The organism is Spirosoma horti, from assembly GCF_054776595.1.
In genome coordinates this window covers 528,069-545,668 of the sequence record NZ_BAAHBQ010000006.1, presented here as the reverse complement: position 1 = coordinate 545,668, position 17,600 = coordinate 528,069, and the positions used below count along the sequence as shown (strand labels likewise).

Here is a 17,600-nt window from a genome sequence, read left to right as displayed (position 1 = left end):
GCAAACTCGCCCAACTGCACACACATAGCTATAAAATCGCTCTCCGCGATTCGGGCCGACTGCTCTCTTAAGCACGTCACCAAATTCTCTTTATAGCAATGCCCAAATTACTGTATTCAGCCGCTGACCAAACCGCCGTCGTTCAGGGCGCCCCTAATCCGGGTGTTGACATTGTGCCGGGTAACGTGGTCAAAGTCATATTCGTCGCCCTGGCTGACTTCTCGATGACGGCCGCGACGATTCTGCTCTCCGCGACGTGGACGACGTTTCTGGCCGACACGACCAAAACGCACGGCATCACGCCGTTTATCGACGGTTTCGACATCCCGCCAACCGCTCCCATTACCGAGGCTGGTAACGACAATACGACCGTGAACGGCGTTCCCCGTACCCGCAGCACCGGTTTTGCTACGGCAAAAGGCAAAATCTCAGCCGCCGATCCAACCCAGATCAAGGCCCTCCGCAAGCTGGCCGGTAAGTCGGGAAACTATCAGCAGGGTACGCGTCTGGGTGCCCTGTTCGTCTACGAGGGTACGGGTCTGGGGGCGATGTCGCCCCTAACGACGGGCGGTTCGGTTCGACCTTTCCCGGTGTATAACGTGTTTTTCAGCGACCCGAAAAAAGGCGGTTTGGGTGCCTCGAATGACTACGATTTCGAATTCCACATGCAAGGCGGTTGGGCGGATGACGAGGTTATTTACCAACTTGGTTTCGAAGGAGCGGTTCTCACAAACCCCGTTCCAGCTTGATAGCATGGATTCTAATGAAGCAGCAACCACGCTCCTGTTAAGAGGTAAAGACAAGGAGCCGGTTGAATTTCCCAAAAAACAGGCCAAACGGATTTTACAACTCCAGAAAGAAACCGGGTTCACGGACTTTACGGAGCCAGCCGAAGAGGCCGAATCCCAACCCACTACCGACAATGCCGATCACGGACAGCCAAGCGATTCAATCGATACTAACGCCCCGAAACCAGAAGGCGTTAAAAAGGGCAAGTGACGATAATGATCGGCAACGGTTCCATACCGGCCCGGCGACCTCCGAAGAGGATGCCGGGCCGTATGCGGCTGTGTTAAAGGCCAGGGTTGAAAAGATTCTCAACAATAAGGAGAAGTTCGACAAGTTCTGTGCGCTGCTCAACTACCCACTGCCCTCCTCACGCATCATTGACAAGGGAGCCGACGAATATCAGAAAGCCTTTGGCGCCGAGGATAAGTACGTCGATTTCGAGTTCAGTTCCGACAACCTCAAAGCCGATGCCGCCGAGTTTCTGGACCGCACCAAATTTGACGATTGGCTGACCAAAAACCTGTTTAATCAGTGTTTACGTGCCTCAGCGGCTGTCTGGATTGTCGATCTGCCCGCCGAGGTCAACGCCGAAGGGTTTGCCGAGCCTGTTTTGCTGCTTCGCGAAGTGGGTAAATTACACGACCTGTTTACGGATCGTCGGGGCGACATTACGGCGGTTATCTATCCGATGGCGCCCCTCAAGGATGAATCGGGCAAGATAGTCGCCAAACGCTGGGCGGTCATCGACGACGAATCCTACCGGGTAGCCATTACCCGCGACGGAGAGACACAGCCCGCCATTCAGTTCACCAACTACCACGATTTGCAGCGGTGCCCGGCTGGCTGGGTGTGGCATGATCGCTTAGACGAAAACCAACCGATTCGCATTCAGTCGCCCCTGCATGCGATTTTTAGCGAACTGGACGATCTGGTCGTTGGGACCGTCTTCAAGCAACACGCCGACCTGTATGCATCCTGGCCGATCTTCCGCTCTTACAAGACACGCTGCAACTATGAGGTGCCGGGAACCGGTGAGCAGTGTAACAATGGGTACGTAACGATTCGCAGCAAGGAACCCGACGAGGAGGGCAATTACACATATAAACTCGGCCGTTGCCCGGTTTGTGAGAAGAAAAAGCCCATCGGACCCGGTTCGCACATCGAAACGCCCGCACCGGTCGACAATATGTCGGCCGATCTGAGCAACCCAGCCAGTTTTATCAACCCCGAACGTGAGCTGCTCGATTACAACACGGAGAAACTCGAAGACATCGAGGCCCGGGTCACGGAGTACCTGACGGGCGACGTCAACAACGTCGATCAGGGAAAAGAAGCCGTTAACGCCGACCAGGTAGCCGCCCGGCAGGAAGTCAGAAAGTCAATTGTCGGCTTTTGGGCGGGTCAGATCCAGCGGACACACTACGAAGTGTTATACGTGCTGTTTGCGCTCAGATACGGCCCCTCGTTTCTGTCGCTGGCTGTCGATTACGGGACTGAATTTCACCTGTTATCGCCTGGTCAGGCCATTACCGATTACGACGCGGCCCGCAAAGCAAACCTGCCCATGTATCAGCTTGCCTTGCGCCGGCAGCGGATCGACAAGCTGCTCGCTGGCTCAAACGAAGCGATGGCCACGCGGCTCGAACTGCTGTCGATGCTAGAGCCCTATCCGGATCAGCCGCTCATGGTCGTACCCGCTGGCTCCGATGCCTGGGAGCTAAAAGCGAATTTCAGTCAATACATTGCCCGCTTTGAGGCCGAGAACATCGGTCTTGAAACATTTGGTAAAGCGTTGTCTTTACCTGCCCGAATCCAGAGTATCACCGAAGTTTTATACCAATACGTTCAAGATGGAAAAGCCAGAAGAGAAGTCCCAGAAGTCCCAAGCCCAGATGGCGGCAAAGGAAATTTCGGCCGATAAAGCCGCTGACATTGCCGCTCAGAATGCCGATGCCAATTCGGGAACTGAAACGGCTAAATCACCCGAAGAAACGGCCAAAGCCGAAGCCACGGCAAACGGGGAGAGCGAAGAAACGCGAATCGCGCGGGCGGTTGCTGCTATCCGGAAGGATAATCCCGACATGTCGATTGACGACGTGATCAAACTCGTTGCTGGTGTCTTCAAAAAGACCGAGACGGTCGAGGCCAAAGTCGCCAAAGAAGCCTCGACGATCATCGACACGACGCTGAATCCTTTCAAAGAGAAAGTCTATCTCAAAAAGGACAAAGACCGTCAGTTCCCGCTGGAAAAGGAAGCCCTGAACGGCATCGTCGTTCGGCAGACTTACAAAAGGGAAACCGAGGAGGGCGACAAAATTACGGTACCTGCCCGTAACCTGAACGAGATTGCGATCTACAGTCAGGAGGACTTTGATAGGCTCAATCACGGCGACCCAAAGAAACCCGGTTTTGCCCGCGAAGGCATCTCGGTTGAGGTGTGGCACAAGCCCGGTCAGACCGACTCGGTTGCTGAATAGCAATCGGGTTTGTAGTTTCCGGTAAACTAACGCACACAGTAAGGCAATGACGTACGAAGAATTTCAGGCCGGTTTGGCCGAGACACCCGAACTCATAAATGAGATTTATGAGAAACACGAAGGCGATTTTACCAAGCACCTGACCGATGGTAAAAAGATGGTCGTCACCACAATGGACGACTATCAGAAAACCACGCAGACCGCCATTGATAAAGCCATCAAGGACGGGCACACGGCCTGGGAAACGAAACTTGAAAAAGTGACGGGTCAGAAACGGCCGGAGGGTAAAAAGGGACTGGAGTGGTTCGATGAGTTATCGGCCAAAATTAAGTACATGGAAAACGCTGATGACACAGAGTCGCCCTTGTACAAAGGCTTGAAAAAAGAACTGGACGATCTCAAGGAAGAGCGTAAAAGCGAGAAAAAGGAACTGGCCAGAGTCAAAATCGACGGCGAAATCAAGGGAGCGGTCAACAAGTTAAAGTTTGCCGTTCCGAGCCACGTTAAGAAGGACGACGAGAAAACGGCTTACCAGAAACGGGAGATCGAAGACGCGACCGACATCTTTAACGCTCGCTACACGACGACGATTGACGACAAAGGCCGGTTCGTGTATACCAACAAAAAAGGTGAAGCGCAGACCGAAGGGGGCGAGCCAATGACGGCCGAAGCCATTTTCGCCCGCGACTTTGCCACTAAGTTAGTGCCGGACGGTCGCTCGGCAGGCGGTGCCGGGTCAGGTGACGACGACCAGCATCAAGGCGGTGCAGATTACCTCGGCGCAACAACCGAAGAGATCCGCACGAAGCTCGCCGAAAAGGGTCTCGGCGTAGGTACCGCCAAGTGGAAAGAAGCCTACGAAAAGGCGCATATAGCCGCTGGTTACGTAAAAACCGACGACGGATACGTCAAACAGTAGTAAAAGAATTTGCCCGCTGGTTAAAGACGGCTAGCGGGCTATAGTGAAACAGAGAGACGCACAGCAAGGCACATCCTCTCACAATTTTCACTGAATTACCATTATGGCCGCAATAGCCGGAACCGTCCTCGAAAATGCCGTTTTAATGGCAACGGACAGATTTCAACAGTTTGAGAAGCGTCGCCCCGATTTAGGGGTTGTCGGCGCATTTACCAAGTACGGCGAGAATCTGATCGATGCCGCGACGATCAAGAAAAACCGGGCCTCCGCGCGCCGGACGCAAAACATCGCCGTGCTGAACCGTCAGCAGACGACAATCTACGATACCCGCTCGCTGACACACGTGCCGATGGGTTCGACCTCGGCGAAAGTCGGTTTGAACTGGAAAACGTATCGGTTCGACGTGGGTGTAACGGAGGCTATCAACGCTGACAACTACATCTCGGCCTCGGCCGATCTGGCTAACCAGTTGGAGCAGGGCATCCGTGACGTGTTGCTGGCAATGGACGCTGACTTTACCACGTTTACCGAACTTGGTAAATACTCGGCCCTGCCAGCCTCATCCCTGATGGGCATTTCAGGCGGTGCCTACCAGACGACCCAGAAGGATTTGTGGATCAATTTGCCCGCTGTTATGCGGAAATTGATGTTACAGGGGCCTTACCACATGCTGTCTAACGTGGAGGCTCTGGCCAACCTGACGAACGTGTCAACCTACGGTCAGGCAAACCAGCAGAACCTGCAAAAACTCATTAATAACTATGAGTTCGGTTACTCGCCTAACATCAACCCAGGCGGCTCGAAAGAGGCTTACTACGCCATTCCGACCGGCTCGGTGGCGATGGTGGACTGGGTCGAATACGATTGCCGCAAACCAGGCGGTCGCGGCTCGTACGACGGTGGCGAGTTTTACGACACGATGACGCTCGAATTTACGGCGCTCGGCGGTGAGCAGTTCAGCCTGACGTTTGGTTTCCGCTACCTCGGCGGTGGTCAGGATAAATCGGCTATCCTGCCCGGCCTGGAACGCGCTTACACGGATTCGTGGCAGTTGGCTGTTGACGTGGCTCCAGTGAAAGCCTACTCGTCGGAGGCTGGTAAGTCGCCAATCGTTAAAATTCTGGCTGACGCGGTGTAACTGTTAATAGTGCCTGCTGATTCAATTATGTTTCGGCAGGCACTACTAGGGTTCTACTAAGCTCACTACTAAGTTCACCTATCTAAATATCTCTCAAGTGAAAGCATTAAAAGCCTTTGCATTTTCATTTGCAATTCTCTTTGCAACATTGGTAGCGACCGCAAACAGCGCCCAGGCGCAATCCGGTACGCTCTTACCCTCGGCCAATAAGATCGTTTACACGACCAACGCCATCGAGGTTCAGGACTCGATCAACAAAGTAGCCTACGTCTACAAAAAAGGCACGGTGTTTATCAATACCAAAGGATTTACCGGGGGCACAGCCGCGATCATCGACGGCCATTCGCAGCGGGCCGTGTGGCGAGGGCCGGTTGCGGGCATCCGAATTGTCGGCGTCGCCAATAGTGATTCGCTTAAGATCCTATCGCTAAAGTCGACGCCTTACTAGTCTACTGTTGCCAATTATCATACTGTTGCTTTAAAAAGCCTGCCCGCCGACGCTGGCAGGCTTTTTTCTTAACACACAATTCCATGCTGACAAACCAACTACTCGAAAAACTCCGGCCGATGATCGGTTTTCGGGCTAATGAATTAGAACCCGGTGAGGAGGGCAACGACATCGGCGCCGATCTCAAGAAAACCTCAACCGGCATTACCGTAGACCAGTGTCACGAACTCCTGCAGTTACCGACCCTTTTCGCGACGGCTCCGCAGCGGCTTAAGAGTTTCGACGACTACCTGACCCAGACCCGCGACGACGCCATCCGGGCACTGCTGACAACCCTCGACACCCGGCTCGCCGAAGTGGGCCTAAACGCCCGCCTGTTGAGCCCTTCGGTCTTGTTTAAGGGTATCTTGTCCGCTCCGACGATGATCGTGCCACTGGGCCGGGTTGTCGGGCTCCTGTTAGAGCCTTTACGTACGGACGTGACCGTCTCGCTTGACCGGTTGCAGTTTACGGGCTCCTTTGCCCAGGGCTTTAGTCTTTCGCTGGCCTGCATCGAAACGGGTGAGGCTAAAACCATCGTAATAACGACACCTGGTCAATGGCAGGATCTGGGTCTACAGCTACGGACCGGCTACAGCTATTTGCTGACGTACAGCGAAACGAGTCTGGGCGTGGGTAACTCGGCTAAAAACACGCTAACGAGTTGGCCAAAGCCTAAATCAAACTGTCAGAGCTGTCAAAACGGTTGCTCCAGTAGCTACGTTTCAGTTAGTTCAGTGGTAGTAAGTGATGCCGGCACCACAATCACCAGCGACACCAACTATGGGCTAAACCTGGTCGTATCGGCCGAGGGGGATGTGTCCGGACGGCTGGTCGACAATCCAGCCCGGTTACTGCCTGCCCTTCGTCAGCAGATGGCTATGTCGTTTCTGGAAAAGATCGCCTACACGACGCGCAAACGGGGCGACGCTGAGGATGCCATACAGGGCGCCTTGTTTTCGCTCACAGACAAGGAAAATGCTAATCGCGTGCCAATCCTGTACGAGCGGGCCATCGCGTCGCTGGTCAAAGGAATGCAGGCCGAAGCCTCGGCCGCGATTGATGTCAACGAATCGGATGACATAACGTGGGGTAGTATCTGATGGTCGCTGAAATAGTCGAATTCTTCATGGCTCCGTTCTATCGGGTCAACATTGAGCAACTCGTCGCCGAAACCATCGACGAACACGACGACGACATCGTCGAACTGAACCTGTCGCAGCTCGAAGCGGGCAAGACGTCGGAAGGCGACGACATCAAACCGTTTTATAAGCCCGGCACGATCAAAGCCCGAAAGAAACAGGGTCTGCAAACCGACCACGTCGATTTTAAGCAAAAGGGTAGTTTCTACGCGGGTACATTTGCCAAGCGAACGACGGGCGGTACCGAGATTTCGAGTACTGACCCAAAGGCGCCGTTTTTGATTAAGCGTTCGGGCGACGGTATATTCGGACTAACGGTCGCCAATCGGGAAGAGTTAGAAAACCGCATGCGGCCAACCTTGCAGGACAAGTTTAAACAAGCACTCTTATGATCGCCGACCACGCAACCCAAAAGATTATCGCTCTTAATCAAGCCCGTACGGCCTACGAAGAAACGGGCAAAACCGACGCGATCGAAATAACTGTTCATATCGGCCAGGAGTCGAAGGTTTTCTCGTACCACTACGATCCTGAAAGCGACTCACTAATTCCTGACGAAGCCCATGAACGAGCCTAGAACGTTAACCGAAGCCCTTAACCGGGTTCGAGACAAGCTGGTCAAACTCACCTGGACGGACATCGTACAGGGCCGGGTCGCCCTGCATGCCGAAAAGCTCGCTGGTCATGATCGACCACAGCCTAAACCGATGGTCCACGTCGGCAACGGCGAGTATCTGGACTGTCGGCCGAGTGATCTCTACAAGTCGGTTATTTTCTTTGCCTCGAAAGATTCAGAGAAAAACGAGTACAATCAGGCGGCTCCCTTCGGCCACTCGCAAAACCACATCAACCGGGCGAGACGTGCTGTCACCCTGTACGGCTGGGTCAATCTAGCCAAACTGCCCGGCTATGACGATAACAGCGGATTTCCGGAGCCGATTAAGATCGAGCTAAAACGGGTTCTGCAAACGGTTCGCTGTGTGATCGCGACGGGTGACTATGCCGATGGGTCAATCACGGAGGTATTTAAGCCTTTTGTCGTCTCCGATATGGACCGCAAGTACGACCGATGGCCCTACGCCTGTTTTTCGCTCCAGCTGACAATGATGACCATCGAAACCAATCCGTTGCCATGACCGAGACCATCACGTTTATCGAAAACAAGTCACGTTGCCGGGTTGCCGTTTCGCGCATCGAGTATCTGACCGGCGACGGCAATTATTCGCTGATTCATTTTGTGGACCGTAGTCCGGTACTCGTTCCGCATTGCCTGAAGGTGATGGAAGACCAGTTAACCGACTTCGTTCGTATCCATAAAGCGACGCTCGTCAATCCGAGACACGTTACAGGTGTTTCTCTTGATAATTATCGCGACGCCTGTGTTTTTCTCTCCGGCGGTCGCACGTTGCCCGTTTCCCGGAGACGGGTTAATCTGATTTCCAGCCAGCTATGTTAACTCGCATCATTTCGCCCTCACTCACCGTCGTTTTATACGACTCGATCAAGGATCTGCCAGCGAGCGCCTACCAGCTTGCCCGGCAATACGAAGTAATAAGCGCCGAACTGGGACAAAATGAAGCCGAGCAAATCGCCATGCTCACCCAGGCCGAAAACTTTGCGATGACCGGCAAGCTGGCCGAATTCAGCGAGCAAATGGCTAACTACCGATTAGCTCGGGCCCTGACGAAGCAGAATTTTCAGGCCGGACAGCTCGACTGGGCGTGTCGGCTGCATAGCGTCAACGGCGTCGTAATGACCGACTACAGCGAGGACAGTTTAGTCGCTAAAATCGAGGAGTGGTCGAAACTGGGCCTTACCCAACAGCTAATCGAAGACTTGCTCGATGACGTAAAAAAAAAGTCACTGATGAACTGAAGCGGTATTTCCCCGGGCGATTCGACAAAACATCGGGCGTCCGGAATCAGATGGAGCAGTTACGCCGGTATTTGCTGGCCAAGGCAAACGTTTATAAGAATCCGGGAGACGAAACCAAAGCCGCCTACGATCTGGCCTTTGCGCTGCTCGTCGGTCAGCACAAGCCCGCCTGTTTTCGGGGCAATAACCACGTTCTGACGCAAATGGAAACCGGCTTTGAACGACTCCTGACGGTTCTCGCCGAGTGTGGCTGTCCGAACCCGGATTCGCTCACCGTTTTTAAGTTTTACACCTGGCTCGATCATCTGGAAGAAAAGTACGAAGCTCAAAAACCAACCCCGACGCCCCATGCCCCTAAACGACAGTAATTTCCTGATCTGGTACCCAGCTGGAGAAAATCAGTTTGTACCGAGCCTGCCTCGTCCCTTTGTACGGGAGCCGGAAGTCCTGTCGCCCGTCGTGTGGCTGGTGCCGGGCGAAACGATCTCATTTTATTTGAATGCAACCGACAACTCGGCTCCGGCCGGAGCAATTGCCCTGCTCGATGAAAAGGGCGGCTCGCACGTCGTCGCACAAAGTCTCTCGACGATTGACTTTCCGGGCGGCTCGCATCTGTACGGCTCGTTTACGGTGCCGGCAGTAGTTGAGGGATTCGCCCGCCTGACGCTGGGTAATTTGACGAGTCAATACCTTTGGCTCAGTACGGCCGCAAATGCCGCTGACCGAACGGCGGTTGTCCGGTTTCGCAATAACGACCGGCTCCAGAATTTTCGGTATCGGTATTTACCCGATGATTTTTACCAGCAATTCAGAATACGGCTCGCTGTTAAAAACGAAGAGCCCGAAATCAACAAACAGACCTATCGGAGCGCGACGACGGGCAAAACCCGGCATTTGTACTCAGAGCCTCGGCAGATCGTCACGTTTCAGACGCCCGAATACGACCGTAACGGACACCGGGCCATTGTTTCGATGATGGAGCACGACACGCTGCTGATCAATGGCCAGCTTTACGCGTTTGCTCAGGCGTACAAAGCCAACAGTAACGAGGGCGACGTATTGACGACGGGGGAGTTTGCAGTCTCCGACGAAAATTACTCGACTCTGCACAGGTCATAAAAAAAGCCCGGCGATTAACCGGGCTTGTTATTTTATGTGACGAAGTAACCTCCGTCTTTCCAATTCCTATTTACTTCAAGCCATTCTAATAACGGACTGATACAGCCTAAGCGGATTGCAATACCTGTAGCAAATTCATAATCAACACAACTATCTTTTGTCGCTCTTATGACAAAGATTCGCTCTGTAACTGATCGTTTGCCTTTCAAAATATATGCAATTGTGTCTCCAGCTTTAGTTTGGCCCTCAATTTTAGGATTGTCTTTAATTAAAGAATACAAAAATTCTAAATCAACTGTGGGATAGAAATCGTCCGTCATTCGAATGGGCTTAAAACTTATGCCATAACTACACTTAAAGCTCTCTTGTCGCCTGTTTCAAGAACGGCATCAAAAGCCCTATTATCTGATTTAGCTTGCAATACTGAATGTCCTTGGTCAGTTGGCTCAACCTTAGTCCAGCCCAAATACTCTAAATCTGCCTCAAGCCCAAGTCCGAATTCTTCTGAGGCCAGGCAAAAGCAAGTTAAAGCCTCCTTAATGGCGACCTCCACATCTTGCTCATCGGTACCGTATGCTTCCAGTTTTAAAAAAGGAATGTTGGCGTAAATCTTCTGATCACTGCCGACCCTGTTCCAGGTGGGCATAATGACGTTAACGGAAGTAAGCCTGTGATCGGTACGCGTAATTTCAATTGACACGACGTTCATCACAATGAAAAGTTAGATAGACACATTGATTTACAAAGAACTAGTACATGAACGGTAGACGGCTACCATTTGATATACATTTGGATAACGTTGCAAAGTACGGTAAAGTTTGTAATCATTTACAAACGCTTGAAAACGTTTGCCACTATATCTATTAAGTGGTAGTACCGAGGACTTTACTGTTAATTCGTGCAAAAACGTTGCCAAAATAAAGGAAACGCCACTTAGCTGCATCCTGCCGCCCCAACTCCTCCGTTGCTTCTGCCTGGCGGCATTGGATTCAAAAAGCCCGATAGATGCCGGGCTTTTTGAATGGACGGTTACAATATATTTATATATAGCTATCAGCCTAAGCCTTTAAGGTCTTCGGCTGTAAAATCTCGGACCCCTGAAGGCTTGGGTGAATATCCCGCAAAGCCAGGGTAGCCGGGATAGCCAGGGTAACCGGGATAGCCAGGGTAACCGGGATAGCCAGGGTAGCCGCGATACGGAAAACTAATTAGCTTATAAAAGCGATCGCTATCAAATATTGAACCTAAGTAAACCCCGCTTTTAGTTACAGCGTGTTCATCCCCCCAGGGAAACCATCCAATCCAACTTGCGCTAGTGCTATACAGGTAATTCCCTATTTTAAACGCTATCCAGCTTCCGCTTGAGTTATACAAATAAGTAACCATAATCAAAGTTGTGAATTAGTCTGACTATTGAGCCTAACGCCAAGGTGAATACAGTTATCAATGCCTTCCCCTTCCTCCACTACTACGATAGCGAGAACGTGAGCTAGATGATCGGTAACTACTTCGAGTTCGACTTGAACTGCTACTGTTTCTGGGAACGTAGGTTTTGTTCCCGTGGCTATTGATGTAATATCGCCCTCCTCGTGGGCCTGTGTGGATAGTTGCCCCCGTAGAAGGCGTATAACCGTAGTTACTAGGGACAGCAGAGGTTTCACTCGTTCTGTTGTAGCGAAGCCTGGCGGTATAGGCGATACCTGGAACAGCAGCGTCACGCTTTGGCCTAACTTTAGCAACCCGCAGAAACCTAGCTCTTGCCGATGGAGCATAGAAACGGTAGCCAGCGTATTCAACAGGTACGCTACCGCCCAGTTTAATGCCATTTGCCCCGGTAGTGGAAACGGTATCACCAATTGAGGCAGTTAAAACAGGACTTCCAGTAAATGAAGGAAATTCGTATAGGGCGATTGGTTCTTCAGCTACGTAGTAGTAGCGATTGACCCTACATCCGGACAGGCTGAAAACAAATAAAGCCAACAAAAACAAGTGGTTTGCTTTCATTAGCAGCCGCATCCTTTACCGACTGTCCAGTAACAGGAGATATGCCCGTTACATTCTGATTTATTGTACTTTGAGCATCCGCACTTGGAGCTACTGGAACCTGAAGGGGAAGGGTCTCCACCTCCTCCACAACTAAGCAAAGCAATCAAACTAAGGAATAATCCTAGCTTTTTCATAATAATATGTTCTGGTGTGGTAAATTAATGTACAAATTAATGTAATTAAAGTTAATGAAATCATGCCTTTTAATAACTATTTGGCTTGATTTACGATCTAAACCAGAAAAGTTAAGCAAAGTGTTCTGCGCCTTTTTTAGCCATGTAAGCCTCTTGTGCGTTTAGTGAATAAATTTTAAGTAGACACTATGTTTACTTTTCTTTGATGAAAAACACACACAATGAATCAAACCGCACCCAAAAACTCAAGCACATTTGGCATCATTGCTATCGTGACGGCGATCATCGCCTTTAACACCCCTCGTTTTATGTTATCAATGGTTTTGATTGCCCTAGCGGCCTTTACGATTATTGGTTTTGTACGGGATGGTAACAAGATTTTTAGCAGCATCGCCTTACTTATTGGCCTATTCCTGCTTTATGCAATCTACCAGGATGAAGCCATAAGGGCCGACAACGAAGCGGCCGAATTAGAGAATGCCAGTAAACTTTATTCGGTCAAATACGAGGTTATCTGTCCCAAATGCAGTGCAACGTACACCAACGCGACGGGCGGCTCTGATGAGGATGAAGTTACGTCTGTCTCCTGGTCAAAAACACTTTCGATAAGGGGGGATCAGTACGTACACTTGAGTGCTCAGAACAGCGATTACGGCGGTAAGGTTACTGCTTATATCTACGTCAACGATCATTTAATGGCAACCGAAGAATCAACGGGCGAGTATAAAATAGCTAGCGTCAGTTGTCAGCCAAAGGACGTTTACAACAAGTAATAGGGAAAACGTAAAAACAAAACGCCCAACCTTAACTGGTCGGGCGTTTTTTGTTCGGTAAGAATTGCAGCATGGTCGAATCTATAAACTAAGTAAGTCGTTGTTCCAATTTCTTGTAGATGTCTTTGCGATCACCTACGGCGGCTATGATGACTAACGTATTGTCATCTTGAATGGCATATACCAGGCGATAGTTTCCAGAACGAACGCGATAGAAGCCTTTAAACTTGGTCAAGAACTCCACGCCCTCGGGTCGTGGGGTTTCGGATAGCCCTTCGGCTGTCTCAATAATCTGAGCCTTCGCTTTGTGCGGTAGCTTCTTAATGTCACGAAGCGCGGCTTCGTCGAACTGTACGGTGTACTTTTTTGGGCCCTGTAGCATGCTTTAGTGCAGTTTTTTTTAAAGTAAATGAGCCGGATAGTATCTAATACTATACCGGCCCAGTGGCTAAAGGCCCAAAGCGGCCTTCGCTTCGTCTAGTGAGTAGCGTTTATTACCCTCAGCTAGACGTTGTGTTGCTAATTCTCCGTCATACTTATCTTCAAGTTCACGGAAACGTTCGTAGTCTTCAAACGAGATAACTACGGCTGCATTCTTACCCGAACGGGTTATAATTGTTGGTTCGTTTGCAAAGAGAGCCTTTCCGATAATATCGGAGAGGTTTTTACGTGCGTCCTGTAACGGCAGGGATGCTCGTGCTGGGTTTAAAGTGTTGATCGTCATAAAAAGGATGATTATACAGTGAATTATTATTAGCGTAAAGGTGTGACAAATGTATATAATATTGACTAGGTAAACAAATTTAACAAAGTACAATACTGTACAGAATTGTACTTTGTTGGCAAGAATATGTTATACAAGCTCATTCGAAGGCTTGTTATATACTAAAGCTTGGCTTTTCGTATCTTCATACCCGACACATCCCGCACGGCCACTGCATTACCGAAACCGGATAATGCCCGATGGCCCTATTAAAAGACTCCGATTTATTTCCGTTTGACCGATACAGGGAGCAACTGGCAGAAACGGCTGCTGCAGCCCTTTCGCTCGCCCAGTCGACCGAAGCCTCAGCGGCCCGCATGCGGACGGCTTACGACGGTACCCAGGCCCAGTTAACCCAGATTATCCAGTCGATTAACGCCGTCAGCACGGCCAACGCCAAAACGGCCGCTGATAAGTTTCGCTCCTACGACGAGGAACTGGACAAACTCGGCAAGTCAGCCGAGAAATACCGGACGCTGCTCAAACAAATGGATGAGGCTCAGTCGGCCTCTGGTTTCTCCATTGTGCAGCTTACAAAGCTGATTAATGGACTGGAGAAAGAATACAAAGCCCTGAATCCGGAGCAGGCCGACTTTGCCGCCCGTCAGAAGGAAATCGGCGATAAGGTCCGGGCCGTTTCGTCCGTTTTGAACGCTCAGAATCAGGTATTGCGCGATGCCAAGCGGGCGACCGATGCGGCCGAGGGCTCCTATGCCAAACTCAGCAAACAAACCAACGACCTACGCCAAACGCTCCGGCAGATGCCCGGGGCATTCGACGAAGAAACGGGGGCCATCAACCGCAACAACAAAGCGGCAATGGAGATGCTGGCCATCATCCAGAAAAACGATGCCGCCCTAAAAACCGCTGACGCCACAATGGGCCAGCACGGCCGTAGTGTGGGCAATTATGGCGCGGCCCTGAAAGGCATCGGTTCTCAGGCACTGATGGCCTCGGCGAGTCTGCTCGGCGTTTCGTCGGCCTTCGATGCCATCGTCGCGGGTGTGGGCATCATTGCCGACATGGAGCGGCTCGATGCGGGACTCCGGGCCGTGAGTCGTGATACGGACGACTTTAACCGCTCTCAACAGTTTCTCATCAACACGTCGGACGAACTGGGTGTCCGTTACGACGGGCTGGTCAAATCGTTTAAACTCCTCAAGGCCGCAACCAAAGATACCTCGCTGGAAGGGGAGGCAACCGAGCATATTTTCCACGCTGTGGCGGAGGCCGGCGCTCGCCTGCAACTGAGCAACGAGGAGGTATCTGGAACCCTGCTCGCTCTGACGCAGATGATTAGTAAGGGCCACATTCAGGCCGAGGAACTCCGTCAGCAACTAGGCGAGCGGTTACCGGGCGCTATGAAGCTCATGGCAGCCGCGACGGGCGTTTCCGAACGCGAACTCGACAAGATGATGCAGAAAGGCCAACTGCTCGCCGTCGACGTGTTACCGCAATTTGCCAAAGAACTCGACAAAATCTACGGGGGCGACGCACAGGGTAAAATCAATACCATGACGGCGGGTTGGAACCGGCTCACCAACGAGGCTCAGTTATTCATTGCGTCGTTCAACGAAAACAAAAAGGTCGGCACGTTTTTCGGGACTATTGCGACCGGCATTGCTGGCGTGTTTAAGGATCTTCGAACGCTGGTCAAATCCGACGAGTGGGGTTTATTCATGCAATACCTGACGGGTGGGGCGGGCCTGGCCTCGTCCGCAGCGGCCGGTATTCGGGCAATGGAGGACCGGGCCGCAGCCGATGAGAAGAAATTCCGGGCTTTACCTCTGGCCGAGCGTCAGAAACAGACCGGGGCTGCTTTCAACAAGAAAATCGACCTGCAAAACCAACTCAGTGCGGCCAAAAACGATGCCTCAACCGATGGTAACGACGCCATCAAAGCCAACCTCGAACGCGAACTCGTCAAAGCCAATGCCCGCTACGCCTTTCTGACTAAAGTCAGCAAAGACCAGGCCACAGCCGACGCCCGGATCGAAGCGGCCAAAGTAAAAGAGAAAGCCGACGCCGATAAAGCCAAAGCGGAGGCCGAGGAGAAAAAACGGACGGCCGAGCAGCGAAAAGCCGATGCCGCGGCCCGAAAAGCCCTTGCCGATAGTCTGTCAAAATCCAAAGCCGGTACCGATAGCAAGCTGGCGGATCTGTCCGACGACAAACAAAACGGGCTGATCGACGAGCAGACGTTTATCGAAAAGCGTCAGCAGATTACCCAGGCCGGTCTACTGGAGCGGCAAAAGCTACTCGAAAAAGCGGGCCAGAAAGAGACCGACGATTACATCAACGTTTTGAAGGAAAAGCAGAAAGCCGATACCGAGTACAACCGGGCTCAGTTGCAACTGGATCTGAAGACCAACAAAAGCAACACGGATTCGAAGGTTTCGGCGCTCGATCCGTCTGACTTCGAGGGGGGCACGAACGATCTGTCGTATATCGAACAGCGTCATAACATCATCAAAGCCGGGTTTGAGCAGGAAAAAGCCATTCTAAAGGAAGCCGGGCAGGAAAACAGCGAATTGACGAACAAAACCAATCAGGCACTACTGGATGAGGACGCCGATTACCACAGAAAACGGCTGGTCGCCCAAAAAGCCGCCTGGGCTAAAGAAGTTGCCGAAGTCAAAAGCGCACTTCGTCAGGTCAGTGTCGATGCGGCCAACGAACTTGACGAGCAGTTGCAGGATCTGGACAGCTTCTACCGAAAAAAGGCAATAGCCATTGAAGTTGATGTTAAGTCGGGCAAAATGAAGCGGCCGGAAGGAGAGGCCAAACTGTACGCCTTGGAACTCGAACACCTCAGCGCCCGAATGACGGCCATCAAGGGAGCCTCGGCAAAAGAGCAGCAGATCACTGACGATCTGTATAATGCCGAGCGAAACAAACTCATTCAGTTTGCCGCCGACGAAAGTAATTCGCTGACCGAACGGGAGGCTGCTAAGAGGTCAATCGCGGATCTGGAGAAAGCCCGTCAGATCAAAGACGCCGAGGATAAAAAGGCGCTGGATAAAGCAGTCGGGCAGAATGAGAAAGACGTTGACGACGCGACTAAAAAACACAAATTCGACAACGCCGATAAGCTCAAAAGAAAAAACGAGGAGCTAATGCAAATGTCGCTCCAGCTGGCGGGCACCTTAGGCGACGCGACGTTCAGCATTATTTCGAGCAACACCGAGCGAGAATCCCAGGCCCTCGACAAACAGCACGAAAACGAACTGAAGCTGGCTGGCGACAATGCCGATGCCAAACAACGGATCGACGAGCAGTACAACAAACGGAAAGCCGAACTGGCCCGTAAGCAGGCCATTACCGAGCGCGAACAGGCGCTTTTCAGCGTGGCCATTAACACGGCGATGGGCGTCGCGTCGGTTCTGTCAACCGGGGGCGGCACCCGGTATGCTGACTTTGGTATTTCGGCGGGTATCCTGTCCGCCTTTGTCATCGCGGCCGGTATTGCCCAGAGTGCGGCCATTCTGGCCAAACCTCTGCCTGCCTACAAAGACGGTAAACTCGCCACGGATAATTACTCGGGTCCGGCCCTGGCGGGCGAAGCCGGTGCCGAGCTATTCGTCGACCGGGAGGGCTACAGTCAGTTACTCACCCGGCCGACCATCATCAACACCCGGCCCGGCGACAGGATCTATACAGCTTCTGAAACCGCCAACCTGCTCGATGAGGCCAAGAACTATTCATCGGCCGCAAGCCGTCTGCAACAGGGCCGACTCAACGAGCAGGTGATCATTCACCAGCTTGCCGGTAGTTCGGCCTCGTCGCTCTCCAAAAAGGACGTTTACGACGCGTTTGGCAAAGCCCTCGACGAGCGGCCGGTCCACGAGGAGCGGACCGACTGGGAAAGCATCCGGCGCGGCATGCGGCAGAAGAACTCCTACACTGAATACCGCGACAAGCAAACCCGCCTGTAAGTT

Annotated in this window: 22 protein-coding genes; 17 read left to right on the top strand and 5 right to left on the bottom strand. The window is 51.9% G+C overall.

The genetic code is table 11. From position 1 onward, the window contains the following. Positions 1 to 98 precede the first annotated feature (98 nt). From ACYVAM_RS20940 to ACYVAM_RS20870, 15 genes are all read left to right on the top strand, one after another. Complete coding sequence (locus tag ACYVAM_RS20940) at positions 99 to 749, top strand: hypothetical protein (protein WP_461070611.1); 651 nt, start codon at positions 99 to 101, stop codon at positions 747 to 749. Between the two features lie 4 nt (positions 750 to 753). Then, positions 754 to 999, top strand: coding sequence for a hypothetical protein (locus ACYVAM_RS20935; protein ID WP_461070609.1), 246 nt, complete (start codon positions 754 to 756; stop codon positions 997 to 999). Then, the gene (locus ACYVAM_RS20930) at positions 923 to 2,710 is read left to right on the top strand and encodes a hypothetical protein (RefSeq protein WP_461070607.1); all 1,788 of its coding nucleotides are present in this window, start codon (positions 923 to 925) and stop codon (positions 2,708 to 2,710) included. Before ACYVAM_RS20935 ends, ACYVAM_RS20930 begins: the two co-directional genes overlap by 77 nt. After that, a complete protein-coding gene (locus ACYVAM_RS20925; RefSeq protein ID WP_461070605.1) occupies positions 2,640 to 3,266 on the top strand; it encodes a hypothetical protein in 627 nt (208 codons plus the stop codon). The genes ACYVAM_RS20930 and ACYVAM_RS20925 overlap by 71 nt, the downstream gene beginning before the upstream one ends. 46 nt (positions 3,267 to 3,312) lie before the next feature. Continuing rightward, positions 3,313 to 4,185 carry a hypothetical protein gene (locus tag ACYVAM_RS20920; protein WP_461070603.1) on the top strand — a complete coding sequence of 291 codons (873 nt, stop codon included), beginning with the start codon at positions 3,313 to 3,315 and terminating at the stop codon, positions 4,183 to 4,185. 103 nt (positions 4,186 to 4,288) lie between these two features. Further along, the gene (locus ACYVAM_RS20915; protein ID WP_461070601.1) at positions 4,289 to 5,323 is read left to right on the top strand and encodes a hypothetical protein; all 1,035 of its coding nucleotides are present in this window, start codon (positions 4,289 to 4,291) and stop codon (positions 5,321 to 5,323) included. Between the two features lie 97 nt (positions 5,324 to 5,420). Further along, positions 5,421 to 5,771, top strand: coding sequence for a hypothetical protein (locus ACYVAM_RS20910; RefSeq protein ID WP_461070599.1), 351 nt, complete (start codon positions 5,421 to 5,423; stop codon positions 5,769 to 5,771). Between the two features lie 83 nt (positions 5,772 to 5,854). Further along, positions 5,855 to 6,913: a hypothetical protein gene (locus tag ACYVAM_RS20905; RefSeq protein ID WP_461070597.1), complete on the top strand. Its 1,059-nt coding sequence runs from the start codon at positions 5,855 to 5,857 to the stop codon at positions 6,911 to 6,913. Next, on the top strand, positions 6,913 to 7,344 hold the full coding sequence (locus ACYVAM_RS20900; protein ID WP_461070595.1) for a hypothetical protein: 432 nt from the start codon (positions 6,913 to 6,915) through the stop codon (positions 7,342 to 7,344). The genes ACYVAM_RS20905 and ACYVAM_RS20900 overlap by 1 nt, the downstream gene beginning before the upstream one ends. Continuing rightward, positions 7,341 to 7,529 (top strand): hypothetical protein, encoded by a 189-nt coding sequence (locus tag ACYVAM_RS20895; RefSeq protein ID WP_461070593.1) that lies wholly within the window; start codon positions 7,341 to 7,343, stop codon positions 7,527 to 7,529. Before ACYVAM_RS20900 ends, ACYVAM_RS20895 begins: the two co-directional genes overlap by 4 nt. Next, complete coding sequence (locus ACYVAM_RS20890; protein WP_461070591.1) at positions 7,516 to 8,088, top strand: hypothetical protein; 573 nt, start codon at positions 7,516 to 7,518, stop codon at positions 8,086 to 8,088. The genes ACYVAM_RS20895 and ACYVAM_RS20890 overlap by 14 nt, the downstream gene beginning before the upstream one ends. Then, entirely contained in the window at positions 8,085 to 8,408 is a 324-nt protein-coding gene (locus tag ACYVAM_RS20885; protein ID WP_461070589.1) for a LytR/AlgR family response regulator transcription factor, read from the top strand. Before ACYVAM_RS20890 ends, ACYVAM_RS20885 begins: the two co-directional genes overlap by 4 nt. Further along, positions 8,402 to 8,827: a hypothetical protein gene (locus ACYVAM_RS20880; RefSeq protein WP_461070587.1), complete on the top strand. Its 426-nt coding sequence runs from the start codon at positions 8,402 to 8,404 to the stop codon at positions 8,825 to 8,827. Before ACYVAM_RS20885 ends, ACYVAM_RS20880 begins: the two co-directional genes overlap by 7 nt. 50 nt (positions 8,828 to 8,877) lie before the next feature. Beyond that, positions 8,878 to 9,195 carry a hypothetical protein gene (locus tag ACYVAM_RS20875; protein ID WP_461070585.1) on the top strand — a complete coding sequence of 106 codons (318 nt, stop codon included), beginning with the start codon at positions 8,878 to 8,880 and terminating at the stop codon, positions 9,193 to 9,195. Beyond that, entirely contained in the window at positions 9,176 to 9,946 is a 771-nt protein-coding gene (locus ACYVAM_RS20870; protein ID WP_461070583.1) for a hypothetical protein, read from the top strand. The genes ACYVAM_RS20875 and ACYVAM_RS20870 overlap by 20 nt, the downstream gene beginning before the upstream one ends. Positions 9,947 to 9,978: 32 nt before the next feature. Here the strand turns inward: ACYVAM_RS20870 and ACYVAM_RS20865 are convergent, their stop codons facing one another. The 3 genes from ACYVAM_RS20865 to ACYVAM_RS20855 form a co-directional block, all read right to left on the bottom strand. Continuing rightward, positions 9,979 to 10,266: a hypothetical protein gene (locus ACYVAM_RS20865; protein WP_461070581.1), complete on the bottom strand. Its 288-nt coding sequence runs from the start codon at positions 10,264 to 10,266 to the stop codon at positions 9,979 to 9,981. 17 nt (positions 10,267 to 10,283) lie between these two features. Next, positions 10,284 to 10,592, bottom strand: a complete 309-nt coding sequence (locus ACYVAM_RS20860) for a hypothetical protein (RefSeq protein WP_461070579.1) — start codon at positions 10,590 to 10,592, stop codon at positions 10,284 to 10,286. A 742-nt stretch (positions 10,593 to 11,334) separates the two neighbouring features. Beyond that, positions 11,335 to 11,772 carry a hypothetical protein gene (locus tag ACYVAM_RS20855; RefSeq protein ID WP_461070577.1) on the bottom strand — a complete coding sequence of 146 codons (438 nt, stop codon included), beginning with the start codon at positions 11,770 to 11,772 and terminating at the stop codon, positions 11,335 to 11,337. A 575-nt stretch (positions 11,773 to 12,347) separates the two neighbouring features. On the opposite strand from ACYVAM_RS20855, the gene ACYVAM_RS20850 reads away from it, so the two are divergent. Further along, complete coding sequence (locus ACYVAM_RS20850) at positions 12,348 to 12,899, top strand: hypothetical protein (RefSeq protein WP_461070575.1); 552 nt, start codon at positions 12,348 to 12,350, stop codon at positions 12,897 to 12,899. A gap of 88 nt (positions 12,900 to 12,987) precedes the next feature. Here the strand turns inward: ACYVAM_RS20850 and ACYVAM_RS20845 are convergent, their stop codons facing one another. Then, the gene (locus ACYVAM_RS20845; protein WP_461070573.1) at positions 12,988 to 13,281 is read right to left on the bottom strand and encodes a type II toxin-antitoxin system RelE family toxin; all 294 of its coding nucleotides are present in this window, start codon (positions 13,279 to 13,281) and stop codon (positions 12,988 to 12,990) included. Positions 13,282 to 13,347: 66 nt separating this feature from the next. Continuing rightward, positions 13,348 to 13,623 (bottom strand): type II toxin-antitoxin system Phd/YefM family antitoxin, encoded by a 276-nt coding sequence (locus ACYVAM_RS20840; RefSeq protein ID WP_461070571.1) that lies wholly within the window; start codon positions 13,621 to 13,623, stop codon positions 13,348 to 13,350. A gap of 239 nt (positions 13,624 to 13,862) precedes the next feature. Here ACYVAM_RS20840 and ACYVAM_RS20835 point away from each other — a divergent pair, with 239 nt between their 5' ends. Next, complete coding sequence (locus ACYVAM_RS20835; protein WP_461070569.1) at positions 13,863 to 17,597, top strand: tape measure protein; 3,735 nt, start codon at positions 13,863 to 13,865, stop codon at positions 17,595 to 17,597. Positions 17,598 to 17,600: the final 3 nt, after the last annotated feature.

Bases quoted from the DNA above. Each gene is read 5' to 3' on its own strand.
- ACYVAM_RS20855 (WP_461070577.1), bottom strand. From the start codon at position 11,772: ATGGCATTAAACTGGGCGGTAGCGTACCTGTTGAATACGCTGGCTACC.
- ACYVAM_RS20845 (WP_461070573.1), bottom strand. From the start codon at position 13,281: ATGCTACAGGGCCCAAAAAAGTACACCGTACAGTTCGACGAAGCCGCG.
- ACYVAM_RS20900 (WP_461070595.1), top strand. From the start codon at position 6,913: ATGGTCGCTGAAATAGTCGAATTCTTCATGGCTCCGTTCTATCGGGTC.
- ACYVAM_RS20885 (WP_461070589.1), top strand. From the start codon at position 8,085: ATGACCGAGACCATCACGTTTATCGAAAACAAGTCACGTTGCCGGGTT.
- ACYVAM_RS20875 (WP_461070585.1), top strand. From the start codon at position 8,878: ATGGAGCAGTTACGCCGGTATTTGCTGGCCAAGGCAAACGTTTATAAG.
- ACYVAM_RS20935 (WP_461070609.1), top strand. From the start codon at position 754: ATGGATTCTAATGAAGCAGCAACCACGCTCCTGTTAAGAGGTAAAGAC.
- ACYVAM_RS20930 (WP_461070607.1), top strand. From the start codon at position 923: ATGCCGATCACGGACAGCCAAGCGATTCAATCGATACTAACGCCCCGA.
- ACYVAM_RS20925 (WP_461070605.1), top strand. From the start codon at position 2,640: ATGGAAAAGCCAGAAGAGAAGTCCCAGAAGTCCCAAGCCCAGATGGCG.
- ACYVAM_RS20865 (WP_461070581.1), bottom strand. From the start codon at position 10,266: ATGACGGACGATTTCTATCCCACAGTTGATTTAGAATTTTTGTATTCT.
- ACYVAM_RS20840 (WP_461070571.1), bottom strand. From the start codon at position 13,623: ATGACGATCAACACTTTAAACCCAGCACGAGCATCCCTGCCGTTACAG.
- ACYVAM_RS20860 (WP_461070579.1), bottom strand. From the start codon at position 10,592: ATGCCCACCTGGAACAGGGTCGGCAGTGATCAGAAGATTTACGCCAAC.
- ACYVAM_RS20905 (WP_461070597.1), top strand. From the start codon at position 5,855: ATGCTGACAAACCAACTACTCGAAAAACTCCGGCCGATGATCGGTTTT.
- ACYVAM_RS20850 (WP_461070575.1), top strand. From the start codon at position 12,348: ATGAATCAAACCGCACCCAAAAACTCAAGCACATTTGGCATCATTGCT.
- ACYVAM_RS20895 (WP_461070593.1), top strand. From the start codon at position 7,341: ATGATCGCCGACCACGCAACCCAAAAGATTATCGCTCTTAATCAAGCC.
- ACYVAM_RS20870 (WP_461070583.1), top strand. From the start codon at position 9,176: ATGCCCCTAAACGACAGTAATTTCCTGATCTGGTACCCAGCTGGAGAA.
- ACYVAM_RS20915 (WP_461070601.1), top strand. From the start codon at position 4,289: ATGGCCGCAATAGCCGGAACCGTCCTCGAAAATGCCGTTTTAATGGCA.
- ACYVAM_RS20880 (WP_461070587.1), top strand. From the start codon at position 8,402: ATGTTAACTCGCATCATTTCGCCCTCACTCACCGTCGTTTTATACGAC.
- ACYVAM_RS20890 (WP_461070591.1), top strand. From the start codon at position 7,516: ATGAACGAGCCTAGAACGTTAACCGAAGCCCTTAACCGGGTTCGAGAC.
- ACYVAM_RS20835 (WP_461070569.1), top strand. From the start codon at position 13,863: ATGGCCCTATTAAAAGACTCCGATTTATTTCCGTTTGACCGATACAGG.
- ACYVAM_RS20920 (WP_461070603.1), top strand. From the start codon at position 3,313: ATGACGTACGAAGAATTTCAGGCCGGTTTGGCCGAGACACCCGAACTC.
- ACYVAM_RS20940 (WP_461070611.1), top strand. From the start codon at position 99: ATGCCCAAATTACTGTATTCAGCCGCTGACCAAACCGCCGTCGTTCAG.